Source organism: Paenibacillus sp. GCM10027630 (assembly GCF_042676305.1).
Lineage (GTDB): Bacteria > Bacillota > Bacilli > Paenibacillales > NBRC-103111 > Paenibacillus_S.
In genome coordinates, this window is the sequence record NZ_JBHTGY010000060.1 from 290920 (window position 1) to 312266 (window position 21347).

The 21347-nt window shown below is 45.3% G+C and carries 17 protein-coding genes; all 17 read left to right on the forward strand.

Annotated features, from left to right (window positions below; translation table 11 throughout):
• Positions 1-115 precede the first annotated feature (115 nt).
• Positions 116-958 carry an AraC family transcriptional regulator gene (locus tag ACFQ0C_RS31290; RefSeq protein ID WP_379372708.1) on the forward strand — a complete coding sequence of 281 codons (843 nt, stop codon included), beginning with the start codon at positions 116-118 and terminating at the stop codon, positions 956-958.
• Between the two features lie 84 nt (positions 959-1042).
• On the forward strand, positions 1043-1726 hold the full coding sequence (locus ACFQ0C_RS31295; protein ID WP_379372709.1) for a GntR family transcriptional regulator: 684 nt from the start codon (positions 1043-1045) through the stop codon (positions 1724-1726).
• 221 nt (positions 1727-1947) lie between these two features.
• Positions 1948-2922: a 2-hydroxyacid dehydrogenase gene (locus tag ACFQ0C_RS31300; protein WP_379372711.1), complete on the forward strand. Its 975-nt coding sequence runs from the start codon at positions 1948-1950 to the stop codon at positions 2920-2922.
• 33 nt (positions 2923-2955) lie between these two features.
• Positions 2956-3975, forward strand: a complete 1020-nt coding sequence (locus ACFQ0C_RS31305) for a zinc-dependent alcohol dehydrogenase (protein ID WP_379372713.1) — start codon at positions 2956-2958, stop codon at positions 3973-3975.
• Between the two features lie 19 nt (positions 3976-3994).
• Positions 3995-4756, forward strand: coding sequence for an SDR family oxidoreductase (locus ACFQ0C_RS31310; protein WP_379372715.1), 762 nt, complete (start codon positions 3995-3997; stop codon positions 4754-4756).
• A 265-nt stretch (positions 4757-5021) separates the two neighbouring features.
• The gene (locus tag ACFQ0C_RS31315; RefSeq protein ID WP_379372717.1) at positions 5022-6800 is read left to right on the forward strand and encodes a sensor histidine kinase; all 1779 of its coding nucleotides are present in this window, start codon (positions 5022-5024) and stop codon (positions 6798-6800) included.
• The gene (locus tag ACFQ0C_RS31320) at positions 6775-8367 is read left to right on the forward strand and encodes a response regulator (RefSeq protein WP_379372719.1); all 1593 of its coding nucleotides are present in this window, start codon (positions 6775-6777) and stop codon (positions 8365-8367) included. Before ACFQ0C_RS31315 ends, ACFQ0C_RS31320 begins: the two co-directional genes overlap by 26 nt.
• A 97-nt stretch (positions 8368-8464) precedes the next feature.
• Positions 8465-9799 (forward strand): ABC transporter substrate-binding protein, encoded by a 1335-nt coding sequence (locus ACFQ0C_RS31325; RefSeq protein ID WP_379372721.1) that lies wholly within the window; start codon positions 8465-8467, stop codon positions 9797-9799.
• Between the two features lie 987 nt (positions 9800-10786).
• The gene (locus ACFQ0C_RS31330; RefSeq protein WP_379372723.1) at positions 10787-11689 is read left to right on the forward strand and encodes a carbohydrate ABC transporter permease; all 903 of its coding nucleotides are present in this window, start codon (positions 10787-10789) and stop codon (positions 11687-11689) included.
• 27 nt (positions 11690-11716) lie between these two features.
• Positions 11717-12607: a carbohydrate ABC transporter permease gene (locus ACFQ0C_RS31335; protein WP_379372725.1), complete on the forward strand. Its 891-nt coding sequence runs from the start codon at positions 11717-11719 to the stop codon at positions 12605-12607.
• A gap of 41 nt (positions 12608-12648) precedes the next feature.
• Positions 12649-14004 carry an FAD-dependent oxidoreductase gene (locus ACFQ0C_RS31340; RefSeq protein ID WP_379372727.1) on the forward strand — a complete coding sequence of 452 codons (1356 nt, stop codon included), beginning with the start codon at positions 12649-12651 and terminating at the stop codon, positions 14002-14004.
• 99 nt (positions 14005-14103) lie between these two features.
• Entirely contained in the window at positions 14104-14499 is a 396-nt protein-coding gene (locus ACFQ0C_RS31345; RefSeq protein ID WP_379372729.1) for a hypothetical protein, read from the forward strand.
• 194 nt (positions 14500-14693) lie between these two features.
• A complete protein-coding gene (locus ACFQ0C_RS31350; protein WP_379372731.1) occupies positions 14694-17120 on the forward strand; it encodes a golvesin C-terminal-like domain-containing protein in 2427 nt (808 codons plus the stop codon).
• A 278-nt stretch (positions 17121-17398) separates the two neighbouring features.
• Positions 17399-18766, forward strand: coding sequence for an ABC transporter substrate-binding protein (locus ACFQ0C_RS31355; RefSeq protein WP_379372733.1), 1368 nt, complete (start codon positions 17399-17401; stop codon positions 18764-18766).
• Positions 18767-18818: 52 nt separating this feature from the next.
• Positions 18819-19703 (forward strand): carbohydrate ABC transporter permease, encoded by an 885-nt coding sequence (locus ACFQ0C_RS31360; RefSeq protein ID WP_379372735.1) that lies wholly within the window; start codon positions 18819-18821, stop codon positions 19701-19703.
• Between the two features lie 10 nt (positions 19704-19713).
• Positions 19714-20547, forward strand: a complete 834-nt coding sequence (locus ACFQ0C_RS31365; RefSeq protein WP_258211631.1) for a carbohydrate ABC transporter permease — start codon at positions 19714-19716, stop codon at positions 20545-20547.
• A 102-nt stretch (positions 20548-20649) separates the two neighbouring features.
• Positions 20650-21336: an RraA family protein gene (locus ACFQ0C_RS31370; RefSeq protein ID WP_379372738.1), complete on the forward strand. Its 687-nt coding sequence runs from the start codon at positions 20650-20652 to the stop codon at positions 21334-21336.
• Positions 21337-21347 lie beyond the last annotated feature (11 nt).

Consider the following 21347-nt stretch of genomic DNA (forward strand, 5'->3'; position numbering starts at 1 on the left):
AAAAATGCTTATATATTCAGATTATATCCGAGCTGATGCGATACAGGAATGTTGGAATGTATTTGGCATTATGTTGTGTTTGGATCATGTCCTATTTAATCGGGGGTAGGAAAGCATGCAGGAATATACGAATGAGTTTGCTGAACTCTGGCTGAATGTGCCGAATGCCCTGGAGCGGGCAGGTGAGCTGTGGTTGGTGAGGGCAGGCAGGAATAGAGCGAAACCTAACTATGCCGTCGGCCCCAAAGTGATCGACTGCTTTGGCTTTCATTTTGTTCTCAAAGGCAAGCTCCAATTGGAGTACGAGGGAAGACAGGTGCTGCTGCACAAACATGATATATTTTGTCTGCTGCCGGGCATTTCTTATGTCTATGGGATTCAGCCTGCCTCAGAAGCGTTAGAGATGATTTGGCTGACGCTGGATGGCAGACAGGTTCCTGAACTGTTATCCTGCATAGGCATTAATAGAAATACACCCTATACAAGAAATCGATTGAATCGCTCATCAACGCATCAGCTGCGAGCTATAATCGAATTGCTGCGAACGGATCAGTCGGAGCCTGTTCAAAGGCAAATTTTGCTGCTGCAGCTTTTTGCAAGCTTGATGGAACCTCCAGAGGAGCCGCTCCATACCCAAGAAAAGCTGCGTAAAAGCTGGGTCAAAACAGCGGAGGCCTACTTGCAGCTGCATTTCGCCGAACCCCTAAGTATTGTGGAGCTGGCCGCGACAGCCGGGGTGCACCGCTCTCATTTCTCCGCATTATTTTCCAGAGAGCTCGGAGCTTCACCTCAGCAATACGTACTCCGTATGCGAATGGATAAGGCTGCTGCCATGTTAAGCGAAGCCTCCTTATCGATTACAGAGGTTGCGCTTTCAGTAGGCTATTCCGATCTGTATTCCTTCTCACGTGCCTTCAAAAAATATTTTGGCTGTTCACCGAGCCAGTGGAGTCTCTAATAGCCAATTACAGAAAGTAGTAGATTCGTTTATTAACTTCTTGTATTATATAACTACTAATTGTCGACAAGTAGACATAATGAGGTGAAATGGTTGCAATTTCCTGCGATATGGTTACAAGGGGATTCTCTTGGTGAGAAAGTTTCATGTGAACTACGCTTACGTATTATTAATGGAACGCTTGAACATGGAGCGATATTAACAGAAAACCAATTAGCTGAAGAGTTTGGTACAAGCCGTTCTCCGATTCGAGATGCACTGAAAGCACTCTCCAATGAGGGTCTAATACGAATGGAGAGAATGGGTGCAATAGTAATTGGTCTTAAACCAAAGGATATGGAAGAACTGAATGATGTTCGTTTCTTGCTGGAGGGGTTTGCTCTACAGATCTTATCGGATGCTTATGATGAGCTTAAGGTCAAAGAACTGCATCATATTATTGATAAAATGGAATTGGCTGCAAGCCACGATGATCCTGTACAATTCGCCTATTATGATTTGTTGTTTCACGAGACTATTATTTTAAGGGCCCAGCACACGAGGATATTACATTTGTGGAATAGTATACGATACGTCGTACTGACGGTTTTATTAGTGGCGACCGGGCGGAGATTCTCGAAAAACAAACAGGAGATAGAACCCCTTATCAATCGGCATAAGCGGATAGTGGATGCATTGGTTTCACGTGATAGTTCACACATTAAAAAGATCGTTCAAGAACATTTTATGGATACGAAGAAAACAGTAGATGAGAGTTTATTTCTTTGAGGTAACTATGAGAGTATCCACATAACTGTGAACGTATAATAATTACCCTGAAGTAAAGTTTTACCAAAGGGTCTATACAAGCAGAAAGAACTTATTTATAATTAAGTTGTCGACAAGTATACAAGTTGATCGAGGATCCTCACCAGCAGCTGCCACTCGTTCGAATAGTTAATGTTGCGGTTGCTTGGTTATTAATTTGGTTTTGAAAGGGTGGTGCTGTTATGGGTAAATTTAAAGTGGTTTTGACAGGACAAACATGGCCTTCTGCTTTGGAGAAAATTGAAAAACAATGTGAAGTAAAAGTTTGGAAAGAAGCCAATCCGATCCCCCGGGCTTTATTACTTGAATGGTTAAAGGAAGCGGAAGGCTTGTTCAGTACCGGTGATGTCAAAGTAGACGCGGAATTGTTGGCTGCTGCTCCTCAATTACGAGTTGTAGCTCAAGCATCAGTAGGATATGACAATATAGACATCGATGCTTGTACCGAGAGGGGAGTACCCTTTGGCAATACACCAGGTGTGCTTGTTGAGGCAACAGCTGATTTAACTTTTGCGTTGCTACTGGCAGCAGCTCGTCGAATTCATGAAGGATGGGACCATGTAAGATCCGGAAATTGGAAAAGCGGAAGTGGAATTCCGTTTGGCGTTGACCTGTTCGGGAAAACTCTCGGTATCGTTGGTATGGGGGACATCGGCTGCGCTGTGGCTAGGAGAGCCAAGGCTTGCGGGCTGAACATTATTTATCATAATCGCTCTCAGCGAAAGGATGATGAGTTATTCCAAGCGAGATATGTCGGATTCGATGACTTGCTACACGAGGCAGATTTTATTATTGTCCTGGTTCCGTTATCTAATCAAAGCCGGGGGCTGTTCGGAACCGAGGCGTTTGCCAAGATGAAATCATCCGCCTATTTTATCAACGCTTCCCGTGGCCCTGTAGTGAATACCGATGCGCTTTATGAGGCATTAAGAAATAAACAAATTGCTTACGCCGCACTTGACGTCACAGATCCGGAACCCATTTCCGGGGATCATCCTTTGCTCGGTCTTTCGAATATATTAATAACCCCACATGTAGGCAGTGCGACGTTCGAGACAAGAAATCGAATGGCGAATTTAGCAGCAGATAATTTATTGGCAGGGCTTGATAGAAAAAAACTTCCAGCCTGCGTAAATACATCCGTTAATTTTGCATAGCAAATAAATATGATTACAAGGGAGCATACCTAAATGGCTGTTATGAAAGCAGGATTATATATTTCGGAGAAGCAGGTAATGGTCGGTCAAATCGAAATACCCGAGTTGCAGCCGGGAGAAGCGCTGATCAAGGTTGCCTATGCAGGTATTTGCGGCACAGATATGATGATTTATTCCGGCAAGCATCCAAGGGCTCAAGCACCACTAGCCATGGGACATGAATTTTCCGGGGTGATTGAGAGAATAAATGGTGAAACATCCTTTGCAATAGGCAACCGTGTCGTTGTTGAACCTACACTTAGCTGTGGTACTTGTGCCGCTTGTATGGCAGGCGAGCATCATGTATGTAAAACATTAAAGCTCATTGGCATTGATAAGCATGGCGGTTTTGCAGAATATGCAGCGGTTCCCTTAGACGGACTTCACCTGATTCCCGAAGGATTATCGGATGCCCATGCGGCCCTTGCTGAACCTGTAGCTGTAGCTGTTCATACCGTCCGTCGTTCCAATCTCAAAATAGGGGACAGTGTCGTAATATTAGGCGCCGGTCCGATCGGTCTGCTCATTGGGGCCATAGCCAAGCACGCAGGAGCAAGCGAGGTTATAATTTCGGATATCAGTGAATATCGTTTGGAAAAAGCAAAGCAGCTAGGATTAACTCCCCTTAATGCCAAGGATGTAAACATTACCGAGGATGTGTTGAAACGAACGGCTGGGAATGGCGCAGATGTTGTTTTTGAGGTGGCAGGTAACCAAATTACAGCTAAGCAAATGATTGAAACGGTAAGAACTCAAGGACAAGTTGTCGTTGTTAGCGTATACAAGCAACCTCCTATGATTGATCTGGCGGCCATGCATTTTAGAGAGATCTCATTAACGACAACAAGATGCTACAGCAAGGGTGATTTTGCCAAAGCAATCCGGCTAATGCACAATGGAGCGATTGATGTATCATCGTTTATTTCTCATGACCTCCCGCTTGACCGCATTGAGGAGGGGTTTCAATTTATGTCTAACCCAGATGTTTCACTCAAAGTGTTATTTCATCCATAATAAAAAGGAGACTATAAATATGGGGCATCATTTATTTGACCTGGAAGGCAAGGTAGCTGCAATATCAGGGGCTACAAGAGGAATCGGGCGTTCTATGGCTATGGCGCTTGCAGAAGCTGGTGCGGATATTGCCCTGCTCCAGAGATCACCGGATCAAATGGAGCTGAAAGAGCAAATCGAAAGTCTTGGTAGAAAATGCGCGATTATTCCTTGTGATTTAGAAAATACAGCGCAGGTGAAGGCTGCGATTCCGAATGTGATAGATCAGTTTGGAACCATCGATATATTGGTCAATAATGCCGGAATTCAACGCCGATCACCGTCTGTTGATTTTTTGGAATCCGATTGGGATGATGTGCTGCAAATTAATCTGAAGGTAGTTTGGCTATTATGCCAGGAAGCCGGGCGTTATATGGTTCCAAGAGGCAAAGGGAAAATTATTAATACAGCATCCTTACTATCGTACCAAGGTGGAATTACCGTTCCAGCCTATGCTGCAGCCAAGGGCGGCGTAGCCCAGCTGACCAAAGCTCTGGCGAATGAATGGGCCAAGTATCATGTGAACGTAAATGCAATTGTTCCCGGCTACATTGCTACGGATATGAATACCGCGCTGATCAATGATCCTGTGCGCAGCACTCAAATACTGAATCGGATTCCGGCGGAACGCTGGGGGAACCCTGACGATTTTAAAGGAACGGTGGTGTATCTGGCATCAGAGGCATCCAATTATGTTCATGGCCACCTGCTGGCAGTGGATGGAGGATGGCTGGGACGTTAAAGCTGTAATCAGCGGATAAAACCATCACAGTAGTTATACTTGACCGCATTGCGAAAGCGATGCGGTTATTCGCATTTCACAAATTAGTCCAGAAAAAGCACGAAATTCACCTGTATGTTTATGCGGGGTTTTGGTGTATCATATACAGATTACAGAGGTAAATGGATGAGGATTTTTTGTTTGCTTGCGACTCTTTAACGGCAGCTGTCACGCAGTTGCTATTTTTAATAGTAAGGATGGTGACATAGTGAAGTGGAGGCTCCCTATGCTTCTGTCGAGTATACGCTATAAGCTGCTGCTTTCCTTTGTTGTTTTTATTATGCTGCCGATTTTGATAACCGTTATGGTTTACTATGAAGTTTCAAAGCAGCTGTTGGTCCATGAGATCAATCAGACGAATGCGGAGGTTCTTGGGAAAATAACGGAGAGGATAAACACTACGGCGGAGCGTATCGTGAAAGCCTCTCATTTGATCGTAAACGACCCGGATGTTCTGGATTTGATCAGAAACGACCATGATATAGAAATTAATGATTATCCAACCTTTCAGAAATATTTGGGAGTTAACAAGAAAATAACGAATATCCGGGATTTTCTACTGGAAAGCGAAGCCTACGTTGCCGTACTCGACTTCAAAGGCCATATGTATTCAACCTGGACAAGCAGAAATGCAGCGAAATCCTACCAGGAGTTTCAAAAGGAACCATGGTTTCAGCAGACTCAGATGGCGACAGGTACCCCGATTTGGCAGCTCGCCTATACGAATAATATTGAAAATGATTATGTGCCGCAAAATACACAGCTGTTTATTATGACCAGACTGATTAAAAGCGACACGGGTAAAGGCTATGGCATTGTTTTTATCGGCGTGCCTATCCAAGCGGTACTGCCTGAGATTGTTGTGCATGAAGACGTGAACAAATCAACAACCCAAATGACTCCAAACCAGCTGTTTCTTATGCAAAACCATAATCTGATGCTGGGCAGCAAGGAACTGTTCAGCCAATTGTCCCTGGACTCTTTGAATCCGGATACGACGACAAGAGCTGGCTATCTCATCAATCAAAGTATGGTGAAGCAGCTGGGGTGGGAGCTGGTCAGCGCTACGCCGCAAAAGCAATTCACAGGCCAGCTTCAAGCTCTGCGGAATAAATCGATCGTATGGTTAACCCTCCTGTTTTTATTTTTCTGTATCCTGTTTATTCTGGTTATGTTTAAGGTGATCAAGCCGATCAAGATTCTTCACCGCTCCATGGTCAAGGTGGGCAACGGAGATTTCGCTTCCATAGCGGATATACAAGGGAATGATGAGATCGCTACGCTGAGCCACAAATTTAATGCGATGGTCCTTAATCTGCGCAAGCTGATCGAACGTCTCTCGGAAGAGCAGCAAAGAAAAGAAGAAGCACGGTTTCAGGCACTTCAAGCCCAGGTGAAGCCCCATTTCCTGTTCAATACGTTAAATTCGATCAAATGGACGGCCCGCCTCTCAGGTGCGGAGCATGTTAGCCAAATGATTACATCCTTAGGCAAGCTGTTGAGCTACGCCATGAACAATGACAGGGAAGTTACGATATTGAAAGAAGAGCTGGATTTTTTGCAGAGCTATGTCAATTTACAAAACGTTCGTTTTAACAATGAAGTTTCTTTGGATATCCGCGTTCCTGAGGTACTGCTAGAGGCTAAGCTTTTGAAATTTACTTTACAGCCGCTTGTAGAGAACAGCATCATCCATGGAAAACGGTCACCTCTCAGCATTACGATCGAAGCGTATATAGACCAAGGAGATTTGCTAATTGTCGTTAAGGACAATGGGATAGGCAATCAGAGGCCATTGTTAGAATCGGTTGAGGATAAGCAGCTGACCTCTTCCAAATTTAGCGGAATTGGCTTGAATAATATCAACGATCGCTTAAAGATGCATTTTGGCGAAGCCTATGGCTTAACGTTTGAAAGCGGAGAGACGGAGGGTGTCGTTGTAACGGTGCGGATACCTTTCTTGAAAGGGGATATTCAACATGATTCGGATACTGATCGTGGATGACGAGTTTTTGGTAAGAGTCGGGCTGAAGACGTTTGTTTCCTGGGAGGAACAAGGGTTTGAATTAATCGGAGAGGCGAGTAACGGATTGGAAGCTATGAACCTGCTTGACAATAACGCCTGCGATATCATATTGACGGACATTTGTATGCCCGAAATGGATGGTTTAACCTTACTTCAGCATGTGAAGGATAAATACCCTCATATCCGCAGTTTTATTTTATCCAATCACGACGATTTCGAATATGTGCGGAAGGCGCTTCAAATCGGAGCCCTTGATTATGTGTTAAAGCTGACGATGGAGCCGCAGGAGTTGATAGAAAAGCTGTTGAGCGTGAAACGGCAGATCGTGGAGGAAAGAAAGGGTTTGGACCAAGCACGGCAAATCAGCACGAAGCTGAACGTCTTTAAGAAAGAAGCGAGGGAAAAAAGACTCCGAGAGATTATAACCAAACAATGCTCCAATAAGGAAATCGATGAGGTTTTTCAAGAGTTCGGATATAGGGTGCAAGGCAGTTTTCACATTGTAAATATTCAAATTAATCAATATGAACAGGTTTTGGACGAAAATAAATTTAAAAGCGAAAAGCTGCTCAGCTATTCAGTTGCTAACATCGTGCTGGAATTATTGAAGAATGAGGCTGAAGGCGAGCTCATTGAGCTTGAGAATGGCAAATTCACCTTGTTTCTCCATCGTTACTCCGAGTCGATTCTGGATGAAATCAAGCATTGCATTTACAAATATTTAAAGCTGTCGGTCTGCTGCGGAGTTTCCAATACGTTCGAAGATGTTTATCAGATTCATGCGGCTTATTTGGAAGCCGATAAAGCTCTGCAGTATTACTTCTACACAGGGCTTGGGCAAATTGTTCATTACCGACAGGCTCAATATACGCTGCGCGTAGAAATTCCGGCGATCATTCACAACGAGGAATGGATGCGGATGATAGAGCAGCGAAATGAAGAGGCATTGCTTGATGCTGTGAAGCAGCTGTACGAACGGATGGATCGGGAGAGAAAATGGCATCCGGATGATCTGAAGGAGCAGTGGATCAAGCTGATCCATCTTTTTTCGCAGTCTCTGCACGAGCTTGGCGGAGATATTTACTCCATGCCGCCCTACAAAGGACGGTATCCCTTTCATGCAGTAAGAGCGGTTGAAACATTGGATGATATGTACCAATGGTTTCAAGGTTGGGTCCCGATGTACGTTCAGTATATGAAGGAATGCTCGAATCAGCAATGGAGGCCGGAAATACAGGCCGTGGTCAAAATCATTCAAGAGCAGTATACGTCAACCATCAAGCTGTCCGATTTAGCCAAAGTGATCGGATTTACGGAGGCCTATTTGAGTGTGTTGTTTAAAAAAGAAACAGGAGAGACGTTAATGGACTTTATTATTCGTCATCGAATGAAGAAGGCCAGAGAGCTGCTTAGAGATCCTGCCATGAAAATATATGAGGTTTCGGAGGCTATCGGATATACGGATCCGAACTATTTCGGTAAATTGTTTAAAAAGGTAGAAGGTATATATCCGCAGGAGTACAAAAGGAAGTATTTTAACAAATAAAAATAAGACGGATTTATGCAGGAATCCGCTCTTTAGATATAAGCCCCCGATTGTTATTATGTTAACAGTTTCAGAAAAATGAGATGGAGGGGTTTAATTGAATAAGATTAGAAAGGGAATACCGCTCGCAGCGCTAGCCGCATTGCTTGCATTCAGCGGATGCTCCGGCAGCGGTTCGGAGAAGGCGAGCAGCTCATCAGATGCAGCGGGAACTAAGAAGGCACCGGTTAAGCTGACGATCTGGGGGGGCGTGCCTGAAGAGAGTGGGCCTAAGGATGTAGTCGCTAATTGGAACAAAGCCAATCCGGAGCTTCAAGTCGAATACATTCGTTATGTGAATGACGACAGCGGTAATACGAAGCTGGATACGGCTTTGATTAGTAAGACCGATGCCCCGGACATCTTCATCAGCTACGGAGAAACCTATTACAACCGCAGAATGAATGCCGGAATGGCAGCTCCGTTGGATGATCTGATTGCCAAAAATGGGTTTAAGGTTGATGAAATCATAGGGAGCAGCAATATCATCAAGTCGAACAATACGACCTTCTATTTGCCGGCTATGAAACAGCTCTCTATGGTAATGATCAATCAAACGGCTCTAACGTCCACAGGCGAAAAGCTGCCTGATCAATGGACTTGGGACGATTATGTCAAGTTGGCAGGCAAGCTGACCAAAGGGGAAGCCAAGGGCAGCTTTATCCAGGCTCCCGGAGAAATTTTGCCCAAGATTACGTTAACCTTAGCCAAGCCCAAAGACTCGTATTATAACGATAAGGGATCATCCAACTTCGACAGTCCATCGCTGCAAAAGGGATTGGAGCTTCAAAAGCAGCTGTACGACAAAGGAAATATGGTAAGCTGGGCGGAAACGGTTTCGGGTAAGCTTGCCACCCACAGTGAATTGTTCACGGGAAAAGCAAATATGATTCTGGGCGGAACGCATCTGATTCGATATGTGAAGGATACTAAAAATTTCCCGCGCGATTTTAAAGTTGCTTTCGCTTCCAATCCTCAGCTCGAATCGGGAGGGAAAGTAAATATAGCCGGATTTAACGATCTGATGTCGATCAACAGCAAGAGCACCCATAAGGAAGAAGCGATGAAATTCATTGCGTGGTACCTAAGCGAAGGAAATACAGCCATGATTGCCGGGGGGAGAATCCCGACTAACAAGAAGGCTGATATGGATAAAGTGGTGGAATTGTTCGTAGGCGATGCCGCCGCGTTAATGGATGTAGAATCTCTTAAAAAGATTTTGAAGACGGAATATGTATTCCCTGCCCAAGTGCAATCTACGGCTTACGCAGAATTAACGAAGATTTTGACCGAAGAGTCGGAAAAATATTTCATGAATGTCCAGCCGATCGATAAAACGATGCAAACCATCAAAACACGGGCTGATCAAGCTATCCAGGCAGCCAAAAAATAAAGCTGAAAAACACTTGAACTCCAAATGGAGAGCAGGTGTTTTTTTTATTGGGTTAACTGAATGATGGACAAAAGGGGTAAACTCCGACCAACTGAGCGTAGTCACCACCCAGGTGAAGGTTTGAGGAACAGGGATGTGTTATTTTAATGTGCACACGTAAACATTGAAGTGAAACGGAAGTACGATCACTTATTTGCTTGAAATGTGGGCAATTCGGCAGGTTGGAGATGAAATAGCGCATCGTAATTCCGTGCAATCATGAATTCGATGGGAGGCAGGGCAAATAGCTGAATGACGTTCCCACTAAAGGAGGCACAGGATTCTCTTACGGCTGCCGTAAGAAAGACGATAGATGGAAATCCTCCCGTTAATTCAGGCTGGATATCGTTTGAAAGCAAGCTAACTGGAAAAACTCCTGCTAATAGAGGTGATAGGGATGATATCAGCCAAAATCCTTAGAATTAACATGAGAAATTCCAGTTATAGGGCTTGAAACGCTATTTTGGGAGAAAATAACGTGACATTTTCCTGATAATTGCGTGGGGTTCGCTAGGCTGCCATGCCATGCTGCAAACGAACCCCGAACCCCGCGATTAGCACGTATTGGAAAGCGGGCTCATCACTGCTATTCGCTAAGAATATCCAAGAAGGGCTATCTCAAAAAGGTAAACCCTAGTGAGTGAATGATCCAATAGAATGTGCTAAAGAATCCTTAAGCTTGACGATTCTTTTACACTTGTATTCCTACCGCTGCTAAGCCATAAATTCAAAGGAACACGACTTCAACAGCGGCCGGAATTCCACATCCATCCCTCCAAAACGTACAAACGTAGATTGTAAACCAAGGACTCTAAGGAATTTTTCCTAGCATTAAGGGAAAAAGCCCGTGTATAAATACACCTGACTTTGCCATAAATATTCCGTTTTTATTTGCCAGCCTAGCCGTTAATATCTAGGTTAAACAACACTTTGAAGAGGTGACAGATTGTGAAATCGAAGATGGGGAACCAGCTCCTGAGAGAGAATGTGGCCGGATATTTGTTTATTTTGCCCAATTTGCTGGGAGTGACTGTGTTTATCGTGCTACCGCTTGTATTCAGCTTTTTTTTGATTTTTACGGATTGGGATTATTTGAAAGGATTGGCGGGCTTATCCTTCGCTGGTGCAAGTAACATAGTGAAGATGTGGGGAGATGAGTACCTTATTGCCGCGCTCAAAAATAACTTTTTATTTACAGCGCTCACCGTTCCTGCTTCCATGGTCGTTGGCTTGACGATAGCTGTCATCCTGAATCAGTACGTTTACTTGAAAAGCCTGCTGAGAACCTTGTTTTTCCTGCCGTATGTTAGCAGCTTGGTTGTCATTTCGATTGTTTGGAGCGTGCTTTATAATCCGAGCAAGGGTCCGATTAACGGCTTCCTTCGTACGTTGGGGGTTGAATATCCGCCTGGTTGGCTGACGAGTCCGGATTGGGCGCTGACCGCTATCATTATATTGGTCGCATGGACTTATATCGGTTATACACTGGTGCTTTACATGGCCGGCTTGCAGGGAATATCGAAGGATCTGTTCGAAGCTTCTGCAATCGATGGTGCCAATAAACTCCTCCAGTTTTGGAAAATCACCATTCCCATGCTTAAGCCTACCAGCTTCTTGATTGCCATAACGCTGATTATTTCTACTTTTCAGGTGTTTGCAGTTATTAACGTCATGACCCACGGTGGGCCATTGAATTCTACGATGGTCATTTCGTACCATATTTATCTACAAGCGTTTCAGTATTACAAAATGGGGTATGCGGCGGCGCTCTCCTGGCTTTTGTTCATCATTATTTTTATTGTCACCCTCATTCAATGGAGAGGCCAGAAAAAATGGCAGCAGCATTTTTAAATTGTATATAAAGGAGCACACATCATAATGAGTGAAATAAGCGGCAAATTAGCAACGATACCCGACAGAACGGTGCTTAGGAAGCAAAAGACGGTTGTTCAGAAAATTACAAAGCTCGGTGTCACTATAGGGATGCTGGTTCTGGCTGTTGGGATTGTCTCGCCCTTTCTATGGATGCTATCGGCATCCTTCAAAATTCCGGCGGATATTTTCAAATATCCGATTGAATGGGTTCCGCGCAGCTGGAACATGGATAACTATACGACCGTGTGGGGCGGTAAATACCAATTTCTTTTGTATTACTGGAATACGGCGAAGATTACTCTCCTGACTGTGGCGGGATCGCTGATCACCAGCTCTTTGGCGGGCTTTGCATTCGCTAAGCTGAATTTTAAAGGCAGAGAGCAGTTGTTTCTGCTATATCTGGCTACAATGATCATACCTTCCCAAGTATTGCTGGTTCCACGGTTTATTGTGTTCGATCATCTGGGCTTGGTCAATACGCATCTGTCCATTATTTTGCCCGGCATGTTTACGGTGTTCGGAACGTTTTTGATGCGCCAGTTTTTTATTACGATTCCCAGCGAGCTTCTGGAGGCAGCCAAGGTGGACGGTGCAGGATATTGGAGGATGTATTGGCAGATCTGCCTGCCTTTGGCTAAACCGGCGATGGTTGCTTTGCTGATCCTAACCTTCACTTGGCATTGGAATGATTATGAGAATCCGCTGATATTTCTTCGTGACAAGGACCTCTACACATTGCCTATCGGACTTACTAATTTTGTTGATGAAAATGGAACTGATTATACGTTGATGATGGCTGCTTCCGTCTCCGCTTTGATCCCTTTAATTGCGGTGGTCGCTTTTTTTCAAAAATGGTTTGTTGAGGGGATTGCTAATACGGGCTTAAAGGGTTGAACGCATTTAATATCCAATTCCAATAGAAGGAGAGGAACAGTATGAATATTTTATTTCCGCAGCATCAAATCGAGGTTGTCCGTGAGGTGGATGTGGTCGTAGCAGGTGGAGGGCCTTCTGGCTTTGCGGCTGCATTGGCTTCAGCAAGAAGCGGGGCCACCACGTTATTAATCGAACGTTACGGATTTCTTGGAGGCGTTGGCACGAATAGTCTGGTTGCAGGCTTTGCCAGCGGATTCCATGACGGAGAGAGATTGATCATCGGCGGGATCTATCAGCAGTTAAGGGAGGCGTTGTACCTTAAGGGAGCGCTGCTGAAGACGGATAATTACGAGCCGTTCGACCCTGATGCTTTGGCATTTTATTATATGAAAACATTGATAGATGCAGGTGTCGAGCTGCGGCTGCACACGCTGGTAACGGACGTAGTGATGCAGGGAGACCGACTGGAGGCTATCATTGTGGAAAGCAAATCCGGCCGTCAGGCCATTCGCGCCAAAACGTTCGTCGATGCAACGGGAGATGGGGATGTCAGCGCTCGTGCGGGCGTTTCATATGAAATCGGAAGACCCCGCGATGGACTCATGCAGCCGGTATCGTTAATGTTCGCTTTGGGCGGTGTAGACGCTGACCATTTGGTTAAAGAGGTAGAACCCATCGAGGGAGCGCCGTTCAATCGTCATATTAGCGGAATGAACCATATGATCTTCGAGAGTCAGGAGGAGAGGGTCACCAAGGCCAAATCGGAAGGCTACTTATTCAATGTCCCGCGCAAGGATATTGCCATCGGCTGGATGCTCCCGGGCAGGCCGGATGTGGTTTATTTGAACATGGCCCGTATTCAGCAGGTTAACGGAACCAATGTGGAGGATTTGACGCGCGCCGAGATCGAAGGAAGGTATCAGGTCGAAGAGGCGCTGCGGTTTTTCAGAGATTGTATGCCGGGCTTTAAAGACAGCTATCTGCAGCGTGTAGCCTGTCAAGCGGGAGTTAGGGAAAGCCGCCGGATCAAAGGAGCTTATACACTTACAGAGCAGGATGTACTCGGCTTGAAGCAATTCGACGATGTCGTAGCTCAGGCCCATTATATGATCGATATTCATGATCCGCAGGGGAATGGAACCCATATCGTCCATCTGAACAAGGGTACATCCTACGATATTCCGTATCGCTGCTTGCTGCCGAATAAAGTGTCGAACCTGCTTGTTGCTGGCAGATGCATCTCCGCGACCCACGAGGCGTTCAGCTCCCTTCGGGTGATGTCCATTTCTATTGCATTGGGTGAAGCGGCGGGGACGGCAGCGGCGCTTTCCGTGAAGCTTCGATTAGCCCCTGGAGAGCTTTCAGTGACAGCGCTGCAAAATGATCTGCTGGCTCATGGTGCTATTTTGCATTAAACAGATATCGCGATTGGGTTACGAAAGGAGGTGATTTCTTTTTTGCACCTTAGGTGTAGACTGCAATATCGATAACAAATAAGGAAAGGGAAGAGAGTCATGTCAAATTGCAAGCTGAAAAAAATGCTGACCATGCTCATGGCAGCAAGCATGCTGATCGTTTTTGCAGGTGCGGATTTTATTTCAGGTGGGAATAAAGCCCACGCTGCTTCTTTGCAAATCCTGCAAACGGTTACAGGAAACATTTTTTATGAAACAGATGCCAAAAGCTTTGGAATTGCCACCGATGGTGATGAAATCGATTGGATTTATTATGATTATTGGGGAAATGCGGTTTCAAGCGGCAGCCAGACGGTGATGAACGGGGAGACTACTTTGACGGTGAGCCCCCAAAGATACGGCTGGTTTAAGCTGGTTATCTCAGCCAAACTAAATGGAGTTGTTATAGCAAGCAAGGGGAAACAACGTTTGCGGTCGTTTCTAATTTTGATCTGAGTCAGTTTGAAGATTCGAAGTTTTCTGTTCAGACGCATGCCGCCCGGACGGACATTATTGCTCAAGATTCAGCAGCTCTCTTGCCTATCGCCGCCAAGTTGGGGGTAAAGTACGTAAGGGATTCCTTAAGATGGGAGGATATAGAGGATTCGGCTAAAGGGGTTTATAGCTTTAAATCGTTTCACGATAATTTCATGAATCGTGTGGCTACTAATAATCTGAAGCCTTACCTTACACTTGCACTGTACAATAATTTATATGATGGAGGGCTGGTTCCTGTCAGTTCCGACGCGAGAATGGCTTTTGCTGAATATGGGAAGCAAGTGTTAGGCAGATATCCCCAGATCGGTCAGGTGGAAATTTGGAACGAACCGGATATTCCTTCATTTGGGAAGGGGTTGACCACGGAGGCAGAAAAAGCTGATTTTTACTTTAATTTGTTAAAAACATCCTATGAGCAGCTGCATCCCGCTTTTCCGAATGTGAAAATTACCGGATTCGTATTCGGTGAGCTGGGTTCAGACTCTTTTTTGGAAGCGCTCTATCAAAAGGGTGCGTTAAATTACATGGATGAGTATTCGTTCCATTCCTATACGAGGAACCCCGAAGAGATCGTCAAAGATATCAATAGGCACAAAAGAATAATGAAAGCATATAACAACAACCAAACGATCCCAATGAATCTCTCCGAAACGGGGTTTACTAACTTCAATTTTGATGAAATCGTGCAGGCGAATTACACAGTCAGAAGAATAGTCACGGCGCTGGCCAATGATATCCAGAAGATCAATATATATAATCTGCAAAATAAAACGACGGTTCCCAATGAATTTGAGGGTACGTTTGGATTGATCCGAAATCCGGATGATGTATTAGGAGCTTACGTCCCGAAGCCATCCTTTGCTGCTTATGCTGCAATGACACGTCTATTGTCGGGCGCACAATTCCAGCAAACCGAGGAGATTTCTCCCGGATTGGTTTATGTCCATAAATTCAGTAAAGGAAACGAAGATATGAGGGTGATGTACTCCCCGGTTGGCGCAGAGCTCAAGCTTCACACCACGAGTGGTATCGAGGTGACGGATATGATGGGAAATAGCCGCATCCTCATGCCGGTTAATGGGGCTGTACAAGTGCAGCTTACGAAAGATCCCGTATATGTCAAAGGCGCCTTATCTGCAATAGAAGATATTATACCTAAGCCAACAGGCCCTATTGCTTTATATCACGGCTATACGGTTAACGGCGGTTACACGGAAGTGAATGGGACGCTAGGGACCGCTACGAACAAGTGGGTGACTTCATCCGTATCCAAAGGGTATGATGGTGGCGGGTCAAGGGCTATTACAGATCCGACCGGAGCATCGGCGAAGTGGACGCCGACTATCAATGTTCCAGGCCGCTACCGCGTTACGGTTTATGTGCCCGGCAATTCAAGCTCTCCTGCCAACACTACCCGGAGCGCTTCCTACTCCATTTATTTGAACGGGATTAAAACCGATCTGAAGACAGTCAACCAATCGGATAATCAAGGCAAATGGGTAGAGTTGGGCCTATATGATTTACCAAGAGGCATCAACAATTACGTGGTTGTCGAGGATAGCAGCAGTGAACCTACGAAACGGCCGCTTCGAGCGGACGTGGCCAAGTTTGAATTGATTCCGGCCACGGGAATTAGCTTGAACAAAGCTACGCTTGACCTGGGTATCGGGCAATCGTATTCCTTCACGGCTGCGTTAGCTCCGGTGGAAGCGACGGACCGGCGGCTGATCTGGAGCAGCTCGGACAGTCAGATTGTGGCGGTAGATGATCAGGGGCGAGTGAATGCTACGGGAGTGGGGACAGCCCTCATTCGCGCTACCAATCCGCTGACCTCCCTTTATGCGGAAGCGACAGTTCGGGTTGGTTTGATTCCTGTCATTCAACCGGTCACGATTTATAACAGCTATGGTGCCAACGGAGGCTACACGGAAGTTAACGGCACTCTGGGTACGGCTACGAATAAATGGGTAACCTCTACAGTTCTCAAAGGTTACGACGGAGGCATTTCGAGAGCGATTACGAATCCGACGGGAGCGTCAGCCAGCTGGACGCCAACCGTCTCACAGCCAGGTCGTTACAGGGTATCAGTCTATTTGCCGGGAACGCCGGCGACTCCAGTGTATACGACGAAAACAGTCGAATACTCGGTATACATCGATGGAGCTAAGTATGATTCCAAGCTTATGGACCCCTTTACTTTACAGGGCTCATGGCAGGTGCTTGGCCTTTACGACTTACCTCAAGGTTCGAACAGCTACATCACCGTGGTGGATGCGAGTTCTGCCCATGACAGACCGCTTCGGGCGGATGCGGCCAAGTTCGAGCTGATTCCTGCCACAGGTATAAGTCTGGACAGCGCAGCGCTTGAATTACAAGTGGGGGGTACACACGCGTTTTCGGTCTGGATTGCTCCGAATGATGCAACGGATCAAACGGTCGTTTGGAGCAGCACGAATAGCAATGTGGCCGTCATTGATGCTCAAGGGCATCTTCGTGCCTTGGCGGCAGGCAGTGCGGTGATCCGCGCCACTAATCCACTGACGTCTCTTTATGCGGAAGCTAAAGTGACTGTGAAATAAAGAGTCACTTGAATGTGAAGAGGGCTGTCCCACTAGTCTGTAAAGACTAAGGGACGGCTCTTTGCTTTTAAAAAACGCATTTAACTCTATATATACTTACAGCTTTCAAGAAAACCAAGAAAATCCTAGTGTGCAATGGTTAAAAAACAACAAAATCTAATTGCCGGAAATTGACCGGCTCCCTATAGTGAGTGAGGAAAGGAGGGAACAATTGATAACGAAGCCGATTCGAAAAGCCCAAAACAAAACGATTTACTTAACTAAGAGGAGGTCAACCAATGTTCGGTTCGACACGTAATAAGCGAAGAAATATTTTTATACTTTGTATGGTATTCATTATCATGTTAAGCGGGTGCTCCGCAGGCAGCACAACAGCACCGAAAAAAGAAGAAGGCACGAAGGATACTCCTGTGACGCTGGAGTGGTGGAGCAGTGCTTCCTTAGGGCTCTCGCAGGAGGATGAGTTCAAGCAAATACTGGCCGAGTATAAGAAAGTCGCTCCTCACGTAACCATTAATTATAACGCAGTACCGACTACAGGGCTGGATGAGAAGATGAACGTAGCGATTGCCTCAGGCTCGTTTCCTGACTTGTATGTTGATGCGGTTAACCGCTTGGTACCTCTTTACAATAGGGGGGTTACCACTGAGCTAGATTCGTATATTACAGATGACTATAAGGTATCCGATTATGTTAAAAGCGCCAAAGATATCATGGTGATCAATGGAAAGCTGGCCATGTTCCTGATGGAAGTCCGGAGTGAAGTGCTGCTGGTCAACAAAGATTTGTTCGTCAAGGCAGGCGTTGAGAATTTGCTTCCGGACCCTAAGACAAGAACGTGGACGAGAGACAATTTCGCCAAGGCTGTAGAAGCAATCGGTAAGCTTGGAAACGGTGTGTACGGTATGGGCATGGTAGCAAGCGATCTTGCTAACGACAAATTTCTGGACGGTTATATTTATAGTGACGGCGATGAATATACGAATAAGGATTTCACTAAGGTTACTTACAACACACCGGGCAATGTCAAAAAGTTGGAATGGTTGGTTCAGCTGGCTACTTCCCCGTATGCCGTTCCCGGCGCATCCGGCACTAAGGTTACGGATATGTATGAGTTATTCAAGAAAGGAAAAGTAGCCGTAATCATGAACGACAGAGGGGATTACCGCAGAGAGATCAATGAAGGTACAATTACGAACAAAATCAATTACATGAACGCCCATTTCCCGACAGATGACGGCTCCCAAAGCAAGCTGGCTGCTACAGGGTCCGGGATTGTGGTGAAGAAACAATCGGACAAAGTGAAAGAAAAGGAAGCTGCCAAATTCGCAATGTGGTTCTCCAGCGGTAAGCCTGAGATTGTGAACAAACTGCTTTACCAGAAATATTCGAAGCTTCCTTCAAGAAAATCATTAGAAGGTTTTATTGCAGATGAACAAGGCAAGGTGTGGTTGGATATGCCGGTAAAAACTATCGTCAATCCCGTAGGCATGCCGAATTACATGCAGATCCGTAAAGCATGGTTCAACTACTTTCAACAGGCAATGCTGAACAATGGCAAAATGACAGCTAAAGATGCTCTGGCCGGATATGAGAAAGAAGTGCAGAAGCTGCTGGACGAAGGAAACAAGGAATTGAAAAAGTAATTGTCTGGAGTCTGGATTTTGTGCTCTGTTTCAGAAAGGAGATTTTCACATCATGATACCGCTCTATCGAGAGATATATAAAAACCGGATTAATTATTTGTTTTTGGCTCCGATGTATATATTGTTGTTCCTGTTCTTGATCGTTCCGGCGTTACAGGGGCTGTATTATTCCGTATTTGAATTTAATATTGGCTCTCCCAAAACATTTGTCGGTTTCAAAAACTTCGCGTATTTATTCGGAGAAGATGTATTTTGGATTGCTTTAAAAAATACGTTTGTTCTGGTTCTGATCATCGTGCCTGCAAGTATTTTTACCGCGTTATTCATTTCTGTTGCTGTATACCGCAGCTCACAATGGGTGAAAACGTTTGTCAGAGGATCATTTTATTTACCTTTGGTTGTATCAAGCGTATCTCTGACTTTGGTCTGGGGCTTCATCTTTAATCCGGTGGTCGGACTAGCCAATCAAATATTAAAAACGGTTGGTTTATCCCCTGTTACCTGGTTGGGAGATCCCCAATATGCGTTTCTTGCGATCATTATAGTTCTGTTTACGTTCGTACTTGGAAAACCGGTCATTTTATATTTGGCTTCACTTGGCAATATACCTGAAACTTTTTATGAAGCGGCCAAAATTGACGGTGCCAACGTCCTGCAGCAATTTTACAATGTAACCCTTCCCTTGCTGAAACCGACGACACTCTATCTGGTCATAACCGGGACGATTCAAGTTTTTAATGTGTTTGTCTTAATCAAAATTATGACGGCCGGAGGACCCGGAAACTCAACCCAAACGTTGGCTTATCTGCTTTATGAAAAGGCATTTGTTTTTGGCCAATATGGCATTGCGTCAGCAGTAGGGGCTGTGCTCGTCTTTTTGGTAACAGCAATTGCCATCATTCAGTACAAATTTTTGTCAACTGACATCGAGTATTAAGGGAGATCTCATGGATAAAACTCAACCGTCGCAACAAGGGATTATTCAAAAGTCGTTCGTTGTGCTTGTATTATTGCTTGCCATACTGAGTCTGGTACCGTTGTATTTCGGTGTGTTGACATCATTTAAACCTAACAATACGGGAATAACCGTCAGTTTAATCCCGGAAAACCTGACTTTAAGCAATTATGAGCACTTGTTTAAGGAAACAAAGATCATTCGCTGGTTTTTCAACAGTTTGTTTACTTCCAGCATAGCAGCAGCTATCATCGTTTACTTCTCGGCGTTGGCCGGATATCCGCTTGCAAAGAAGAAGTTTCCGGGAGTTAAGATACTGTTTTGGATTGTTATTGCCTTCATGACGATTCCAAAGGAAGCGCTGCTCCTGCCGTTGTTCATGATGATGAAGGAATATTATTTGTTTAACACGTATTTGGGCATTATCCTGCCCGCGCTGGCTTGGCCGTTTGCTGTTTTTCTAATGAAGCAATTTATAAGCACCATCCCGGCGGACTTGTTTGATGCTGCTGAGATAGACGGCTGCGGTCCGCTCAGGCTGTTCCATTCCATATTACTGCCCATCATTAAGCCTGCTCTAGGGGCATTATCAATCTTCGCTTTTGTTTATGTCTGGAACGATTATATGTGGCAGCTTATTGTCATTACTTCTGTGGAAATGAAGACCTTGCCTCTAGGCGTAGCAGGACTGCAAGAGGAAGCGGCAGCCAATTTCGGGCGTTTGATGGCGGGAGCTACACTTGGCGCTATTCCTTTACTGGCTGTGTTTCTCTTCTTCCAGAAGTATTTTACTTCCGGCATTACTATGGGAGCTGTCAAAGGGTAAAACAAGGCAGCAATAATAAGCAAACAAACAAGCGGCACCAGAAACAACAGGTTATAAGATGAAATTCAAAATAACAGGTATTTCAAAGGAGAAATCATTTTAATGGAAAAAATCGGATTTAGAATTCAACCCCGCCGTCAGCTTCCCGATCTTCAACTGCTGGAGCAATTTCAAGATGTCGTAACGCCCCATATCAGCGATAATATAAACCGGTTATTTGCCAGCTGTTCGCAGTTGAGACCTTATCACGCCGGAGGAAAGCTGATCGGTGTGGCACTGACTGTAAAGACGAGACCGGGGGATAACCTTCTGACACACAAAGCGATTGATATGGCGCTTCCGGGAGAAGTGATCGTTGTAGATGCAGGCGGGGATTTGACGAATTCCATAATTGGCGAGATTATGACCCGATTGGCTGAAAAACAAGGGGTTACAGGCTTTGTAATCGATGGGGCTATCAGAGATTCCGGAGCTATTGGCCAAAGGAACTTTCCGGTCTATGCGAGAGGAGTTACGCATCGTGGCCCTTATAAGGATGGTCCTGGTGAAATCAATGTGCCGGTTTCCATCGGTGGTATGACCGTCAATCCGGGCGATATCATCATAGGCGACGAAGACGGTCTAGTAGCGGTACCTGTGGAAATTGCGGATGCATTATTGGAAAAGGTCCGCCAAACGCAGAAGATAGAAGATGATATTATCAGTACCCTTGAGGCGGGAGGATCTATAAACCGCGATTGGGTGGACGAGATGCTCAAGCAAAAAGGATGCCAATGGAATATTGAATAATGAGGTTTAAA

Bases quoted from the DNA above. Each gene is read 5' to 3' on its own strand.
- ACFQ0C_RS31355 (WP_379372733.1), top strand. From the start codon at position 17,399: ATGTTCGGTTCGACACGTAATAAGCGAAGAAATATTTTTATACTTTGT.
- ACFQ0C_RS31360 (WP_379372735.1), top strand. From the start codon at position 18,819: ATGATACCGCTCTATCGAGAGATATATAAAAACCGGATTAATTATTTG.
- ACFQ0C_RS31345 (WP_379372729.1), top strand. From the start codon at position 14,104: ATGTCAAATTGCAAGCTGAAAAAAATGCTGACCATGCTCATGGCAGCA.
- ACFQ0C_RS31305 (WP_379372713.1), top strand. From the start codon at position 2,956: ATGGCTGTTATGAAAGCAGGATTATATATTTCGGAGAAGCAGGTAATG.
- ACFQ0C_RS31290 (WP_379372708.1), top strand. From the start codon at position 116: ATGCAGGAATATACGAATGAGTTTGCTGAACTCTGGCTGAATGTGCCG.
- ACFQ0C_RS31315 (WP_379372717.1), top strand. From the start codon at position 5,022: ATGCTTCTGTCGAGTATACGCTATAAGCTGCTGCTTTCCTTTGTTGTT.
- ACFQ0C_RS31350 (WP_379372731.1), top strand. From the start codon at position 14,694: ATGAATCGTGTGGCTACTAATAATCTGAAGCCTTACCTTACACTTGCA.
- ACFQ0C_RS31365 (WP_258211631.1), top strand. From the start codon at position 19,714: ATGGATAAAACTCAACCGTCGCAACAAGGGATTATTCAAAAGTCGTTC.
- ACFQ0C_RS31340 (WP_379372727.1), top strand. From the start codon at position 12,649: ATGAATATTTTATTTCCGCAGCATCAAATCGAGGTTGTCCGTGAGGTG.
- ACFQ0C_RS31300 (WP_379372711.1), top strand. From the start codon at position 1,948: ATGGGTAAATTTAAAGTGGTTTTGACAGGACAAACATGGCCTTCTGCT.
- ACFQ0C_RS31320 (WP_379372719.1), top strand. From the start codon at position 6,775: ATGATTCGGATACTGATCGTGGATGACGAGTTTTTGGTAAGAGTCGGG.
- ACFQ0C_RS31310 (WP_379372715.1), top strand. From the start codon at position 3,995: ATGGGGCATCATTTATTTGACCTGGAAGGCAAGGTAGCTGCAATATCA.
- ACFQ0C_RS31370 (WP_379372738.1), top strand. From the start codon at position 20,650: ATGGAAAAAATCGGATTTAGAATTCAACCCCGCCGTCAGCTTCCCGAT.
- ACFQ0C_RS31335 (WP_379372725.1), top strand. From the start codon at position 11,717: ATGAGTGAAATAAGCGGCAAATTAGCAACGATACCCGACAGAACGGTG.